Genomic DNA, 5,405 nt, shown 5'->3' with positions numbered 1-5,405 from the left:
GCCGAGAACAGCCTGAAGCCGGTGGCCGAGTACCTGTCCAAGGCCCTGGGCCGCGAAGTGCCGCTGCTGGCCGACTACCTCGACGGCGTCGAGGTCAAGGCGGGCGACCTGGTGCTGTTCGAGAACGTGCGCTTCAACAAGGGCGAGAAGAAGAACGCTGACGAGCTGGCGCAGAAGTACGCTGCGCTGTGCGACGTGTTCGTGATGGATGCCTTCGGTACCGCCCACCGCGCCGAGGGGTCGACCCACGGCGTGGCCAGGTTCGCCAAGGTCGCCGCCGCCGGCCCGCTGCTGGCCGCCGAACTGGACGCGCTGGGCAAGGCGCTGGGCAACCCGGCGCGGCCGATGGCGGCGATCGTCGCCGGCTCCAAGGTTTCCACCAAGCTCGACGTGCTGAACAGCCTGGCCGGCATCTGCGACCAGTTGATCGTCGGCGGCGGCATCGCCAACACCTTCCTCGCCGCGGCCGGACACAAGGTCGGCAAGTCGCTGTACGAGGCCGACCTGGTCGAGACCGCCAAGGCCATCGCCGCCAAGGTCAAGGTGCCGCTGCCGGTGGACGTGGTGGTGGCCAAGGAATTCGCCGAGAGCGCCGTGGCGACCGTCAAGGCCATCGCCGAGGTCGCCGACGACGACATGATCCTCGACATCGGCCCGCAGACCGCCGCGCAGTTCGCCGAGCTGCTGAAGACCTCGAAGACCATCCTGTGGAACGGTCCGGTCGGGGTGTTCGAGTTCGACCAGTTCGGCGAGGGCACCCGTACCTTGGCCAACGCCATCGCCGATAGCGCGGCGTTCTCCATCGCCGGCGGCGGCGATACCCTGGCGGCGATCGACAAGTACGGCATCGCCGAGCGGATCTCCTATATTTCCACCGGTGGCGGCGCGTTCCTCGAGTTCGTCGAGGGCAAGGTCCTGCCGGCCGTGGAAATCCTGGAGCAGCGCGCCAAGGGCTGACGCAGACGGGGCAAACCATTCGCCGTCCTCGGGGGTCACACCTTTGAGGACGACGAAAAAAGGAGGTGCCCCATGCGTTCCGTAACCTTGCCACTCCTGATGTTCTGCCTGGGCCTGGCCGCCTGTAGCGGCGATGGCGGTCGACGCCCGAGCACCTGCGAGGTGATCAGTCCGCCGGACGTGATGGTGCCGACCGAGCAGAACCGCCAGCGGGTCGAGCAGCAGAGCAGCGGCGATCCGACCGCCGGACAAAAGCCGGTGGAATGCCCGTAGTGCTTTTCTGCCAGTTTCTACGGAAAGGGCTGGGGATTCGCCAGCGTACGCAGTAGCATTGCGCCTTTCCTGTGACAGGCAAGGCCAGCCGGCCGCCGCGCGGGCCGCTTGCGGCCCGGCGAGGTGCGGCGGAGCGTTCCGCACGGATGGAGGATGGACATGAACTACTCGCGTATCGCCCTGCTCGGCGGCCTCGCCGCCGCGGCCCTGCTGGCCGGCTGCTCCGGCTCCTCGGGCAAGCCCGGTGGCAAGGACTGGACCCGCTGGACCTGCGACAGCAAGGCGGTGATCGAATGGCGCTATATCGACGGCAGCAAGAACATCGTCGACCTGCGCCTGAAGGACGAGGACGACGTGGTCCACCATCTGGAGCAGGAACCTGCGGCCGTCGGCGCTTTCTATAGCGACGGACGCCTGGGCTTCCACCTGGAGAACGACGAAGGCCTGGTGTACTGGGTCGAAACCGACGACCTCATCGGTCGCGGTTGCAAGGCGCGCTGAGTGGCGCCGGCAGGGGCGCGGCGCCGCGACCGCTCCTCGCAAGGAACTTGAACCGGGCCTGCCCCTGCGGCAGGCTTCTGAATCACTGAACGACCCCGCGATTGGGAGATACGAGAACCATGGCACTCATCAGCATGCGCCAGATGCTGGATCACGCCGCCGAATTCGGCTACGGCGTGCCGGCCTTCAACGTCAACAACCTCGAGCAGATGCGCGCCATCATGGAAGCGGCCGACAAGACCGATTCGCCCGTGATCGTCCAGGCTTCCGCCGGTGCTCGCAAATACGCCGGCGCGCCCTTCCTGCGCCACCTGATCCTCGCCGCGATCGAAGAATTCCCGCACATCCCGGTGGTCATGCACCAGGATCACGGCACCAGTCCCGACGTCTGCCAGCGTTCCATCCAGCTGGGCTTCAGCTCGGTGATGATGGACGGCTCCCTGCGTGAAGACGGCAAGACCCCTGCCGACTACGACTACAACGTCCGCGTGACCCAGCAGACCGTGGCGTTCGCCCATGCCTGCGGCGTGTCCGTGGAAGGCGAGCTGGGCTGCCTGGGTTCCCTGGAAACCGGCATGGCCGGCGAGGAAGACGGCGTCGGCGCGGAAGGCGTGCTGGACCACAGCCAGTTGCTGACCGACCCGGAAGAAGCCGCCGACTTCGTGAAGAAGACCAAGGTCGACGCCCTGGCCATCGCCATCGGCACCAGCCACGGCGCCTACAAGTTCACCAAGCCGCCGACCGGGGACACCCTGTCGATCCAGCGCATCAAGGAAATCCACGCGCGCATCCCGGACACCCACCTGGTGATGCACGGCTCTTCCTCGGTACCGCAGGACTGGCTGGCGATCATCAACGAGTACGGCGGCGAGATCAAAGAGACCTACGGCGTGCCGGTCGAGGAAATCGTCGAGGGCATCAAGTACGGCGTGCGCAAGGTGAACATCGACACCGACCTGCGCCTGGCCTCCACCGGTGCCATCCGCCGCTTCCTGGCGCAGAACCCGAGCGAGTTCGACCCGCGCAAGTACTTCTCCAAGACCGTCGAGGCCATGCGCGACATCTGCATCGCTCGCTACGAAGCCTTCGGCACCGCCGGCAACGCTTCCAAGATCAAGCCGATCTCCCTGGAAGGCATGTTCCAGCGCTACGCCCGCGGCGAGCTGGATCCGAAGGTCAACTAAGCGCCTTCGTTCGAACGGGAGCCCCGCTGGTCGGGGCTCTTGCACATCCGTCCCGGGGAAATCCGATGCGCCGCTGGCTCCTGACCCTGCCGTTCCTCCTGCTGGCCGGTTGCGCTGGCCTGCACACGCCGTCCCGTGACGTCGAGGAGGCCGCGTCGCCGAGCGTAGCGCGTGATCCCGCCGATCCGCAGGATTGCCTGGCGCGTAGCGACTGCACGACCAAGACTTCGCGCACCCTGTTGTTCGTCTTCGACTATGCAGAGGCCGGCGGCGAACTGGTGGTGCGCGACGGTCGCCGACTGGAAACCCCGCCGGCGCCGCACCGCTCCACCTGGCCGGCGTTGCGCATCCAGCTGGCCGAGCCGGTCAACGGTCGCTTCGAGTTCGAGAGCCCCTGCCTGCGCAAGAGCGGCAAGGGCTGCCGCTACAGCCAGGCTACGCTGCTGAAGGTCTACCGCAGCTACCTGGTCGGCAAGCCTTGCTCGCTGCTCAGCCCTCGCGCAGTGAAACGCTGCGTCGACCCGGCGACGACCGCCGCGCGGCGCTGAGTCAGGGCTGCAGGTCGAACAGCGCCTTGCCGTCCATGTCGAACGGCGCCGAGAAATGCTCGTGGATCACCTTCCAGCCGTCGCCTTGCTTGCGGTAGCCGGCGCTGACCCGCATCCACGAGGAGTGCGGCTGGCCGTCCGGGCCGGTGCCGCCGCAGTGGCAGAGGTAGTGGGCGAAGGCGACCTGCTGGTCGGCATGGATCTGCAGTTCGGCGATATCGAAGGTCATCGGTCCTTTGCACATCTCGGTGCAGGCCTGCCAGTGCTTCTGGTAGGCGTCGCGCCCCTTGAATTGCAATTGCAGGATGGCGTCGAAGGCGACGATGTCCTCCGCGTAGTACGAGACGATGCGCGGAACGTCGCTGGCGCGGACGGCGGCTCGCCAGTCTTCGATCAATTGGCGGATGGCGCTGACTTCGCTGCTCATGGCTGACTCCTGGTTGTGGCGGGGGACGCCGGCGTGTGCCGGGATGCTTTTACCCTGGTCGTCGGGTGGGCCTTCGGATCGACAATAGCCTCTTCCCCGAGAGGTCCACGAAGCCCCTGACCAATGGCTGCGAGCCACGCTGCGCAAGGCTTTGAACCGTTCGTCTGGAATTCGGAGGAAAACCGCTGTGCTATACCTCGGGCTTTCCCTGCCGCCCAGGAGGTCCCTCATGTCGTCCGTACACAGCGCCGCCCAGCAAGGTTTCAGCGCCGAGGCCCAGCGTTACGCCCAGGGCCGGCCCGAGTACCCGGAAGCGCTCTCCGACTGGCTGCGCGATGCCCTTGGCCTGCGTCCGCAGACCGTCGCGGTGGACCTCGGCGCCGGCACCGGCAAGTTCACCCGCCTGCTGGCCCGTACCGGCGCGCGGGTGGTCGCGGTGGAACCGGTGGATGCGATGCGCGCCCAGCTCGCCGAAGCCTTGCCGCAGGTCCAGGCGCTGGCCGGTAGCGCCCAGTCGATTCCGTTAGCCAACGGCTTCGCCGACGCCCTGGTGTGCGCACAGGCCTTTCATTGGTTCGCCACCGTGGAGGCGCTGGAGGAAATGCGCCGCGTGCTGACGGCGGAAGGCAGGCTGGGGCTGGTGTGGAACGTGCGTGACGAGTCGCTGGATTGGGTCGCCGAGATCACCCGCATCATCACCCCCTACGAAGGCGATGCGCCGCGTTTCTACAAGGGCGACTGGCGTCGGCCGTTCGAGCGTGCGCCCTTCGGACCGCTGCGACTTTCCACCTTCGCCTACGAGCATGTCGGCCCGCCGGAGCAGGTGATCGTCTCGCGCTTCCTTTCGGTGAGCTTCATCGCCGCCTTGCCGGAGACGGAAAAGAACGCCGTGGCGGCGCAATTGCGCGAGCTGGTCGCCAGCCACCCGGCGCTCAAGGGGAAGGAGCAGGTAGCGCTGCCCTATCGCACCGAGGCCTATCTGGCCGAGGCGCGCTAGGCGTACTGTCCCGCCGCATAACCCGAGGCCCAGGCCCACTGGAAGTTGAAGCCGCCGAGGTGGCCGCTGACGTCCAGTACTTCGCCGACGAAATACAGCCCCGGCGAGCGCTGCGACTCCATGGTCTTCGACGACACTTCGTCGGTGCTCACCCCGCCCAGGGTCACTTCCGCGGTGCGGTAGCCCTCGGTGCCCGAGGGCGTGACCCGCCAGGCCGAAAGCTGCCCGGCGATACCCGCCAGTTCGGTCGGGGTGTACTGTTTCATCGGCTTGGAGACGAACCAGCGGTCGGCCAGCAGTCCGGCGAGCTTCTTGGTGAACAACTCGGCGAGCAGGGTCTTCAGCTCGCTGTTGGGACGCTCGCGCTGTTGCTGCGCCAGCCATTCGCTGGCGTCGTGGTCCGGCAGCAGGTCGATTTCCAGGGTATCGCCCGGTTGCCAGTAGGAGGAAATCTGCAACATCGCCGGGCCGCTGAGGCCGCGATGGGTGAACAGCAGGTTCTCGCGGAACACTTGGCC

Annotated in this window: 8 protein-coding genes; 6 read left to right on the top strand and 2 right to left on the bottom strand. The window is 66.8% G+C overall.

Going from position 1 to position 5,405, the window contains the following annotated elements; genetic code table 11:
* From FFS27_RS27875 to FFS27_RS27855, 5 genes are all read left to right on the top strand, one after another.
* Positions 1-957 (top strand): phosphoglycerate kinase (locus FFS27_RS27875; RefSeq protein ID WP_137952354.1); only part of this gene is annotated, 957 nt, incomplete at its 5' end.
* 72 nt (positions 958-1,029) lie between these two features.
* Positions 1,030-1,230, top strand: coding sequence for a hypothetical protein (locus FFS27_RS27870; protein ID WP_003084961.1), 201 nt, complete (start codon positions 1,030-1,032; stop codon positions 1,228-1,230).
* A 159-nt stretch (positions 1,231-1,389) separates the two neighbouring features.
* On the top strand, positions 1,390-1,731 hold the full coding sequence (locus FFS27_RS27865) for an MliC family protein (RefSeq protein ID WP_003084963.1): 342 nt from the start codon (positions 1,390-1,392) through the stop codon (positions 1,729-1,731).
* A 119-nt stretch (positions 1,732-1,850) separates the two neighbouring features.
* Entirely contained in the window at positions 1,851-2,915 is a 1,065-nt protein-coding gene (gene fba, locus FFS27_RS27860) for a class II fructose-bisphosphate aldolase (protein ID WP_003084964.1), read from the top strand.
* A 65-nt stretch (positions 2,916-2,980) separates the two neighbouring features.
* Entirely contained in the window at positions 2,981-3,463 is a 483-nt protein-coding gene (locus FFS27_RS27855; protein WP_015502261.1) for a hypothetical protein, read from the top strand.
* Position 3,464: 1 nt separating this feature from the next.
* Here FFS27_RS27855 and FFS27_RS33395 read toward each other — a convergent pair whose 3' ends face one another.
* Complete coding sequence (locus tag FFS27_RS33395) at positions 3,465-3,890, bottom strand: YybH family protein (RefSeq protein ID WP_003110219.1); 426 nt, start codon at positions 3,888-3,890, stop codon at positions 3,465-3,467.
* A gap of 229 nt (positions 3,891-4,119) precedes the next feature.
* Between FFS27_RS33395 and FFS27_RS27845 the strand changes: the two genes are divergently transcribed.
* A complete protein-coding gene (locus FFS27_RS27845; protein WP_003084969.1) occupies positions 4,120-4,887 on the top strand; it encodes a class I SAM-dependent methyltransferase in 768 nt (255 codons plus the stop codon).
* Here FFS27_RS27845 and FFS27_RS27840 read toward each other — a convergent pair.
* Positions 4,884-5,405 (bottom strand): aminoacetone oxidase family FAD-binding enzyme (locus tag FFS27_RS27840; protein ID WP_137952353.1); only part of this gene is annotated, 522 nt, incomplete at its 5' end. The genes FFS27_RS27845 and FFS27_RS27840 overlap by 4 nt on opposite strands.

Source organism: Pseudomonas sp. 2VD, from assembly GCF_005503585.1.
Taxonomy (GTDB): Bacteria; Pseudomonadota; Gammaproteobacteria; order Pseudomonadales; family Pseudomonadaceae; genus Pseudomonas; species Pseudomonas aeruginosa.
The sequence above is the reverse complement of the archived record's forward strand: the minus strand, read 5'-3'. Positions and strand labels throughout refer to the sequence as shown.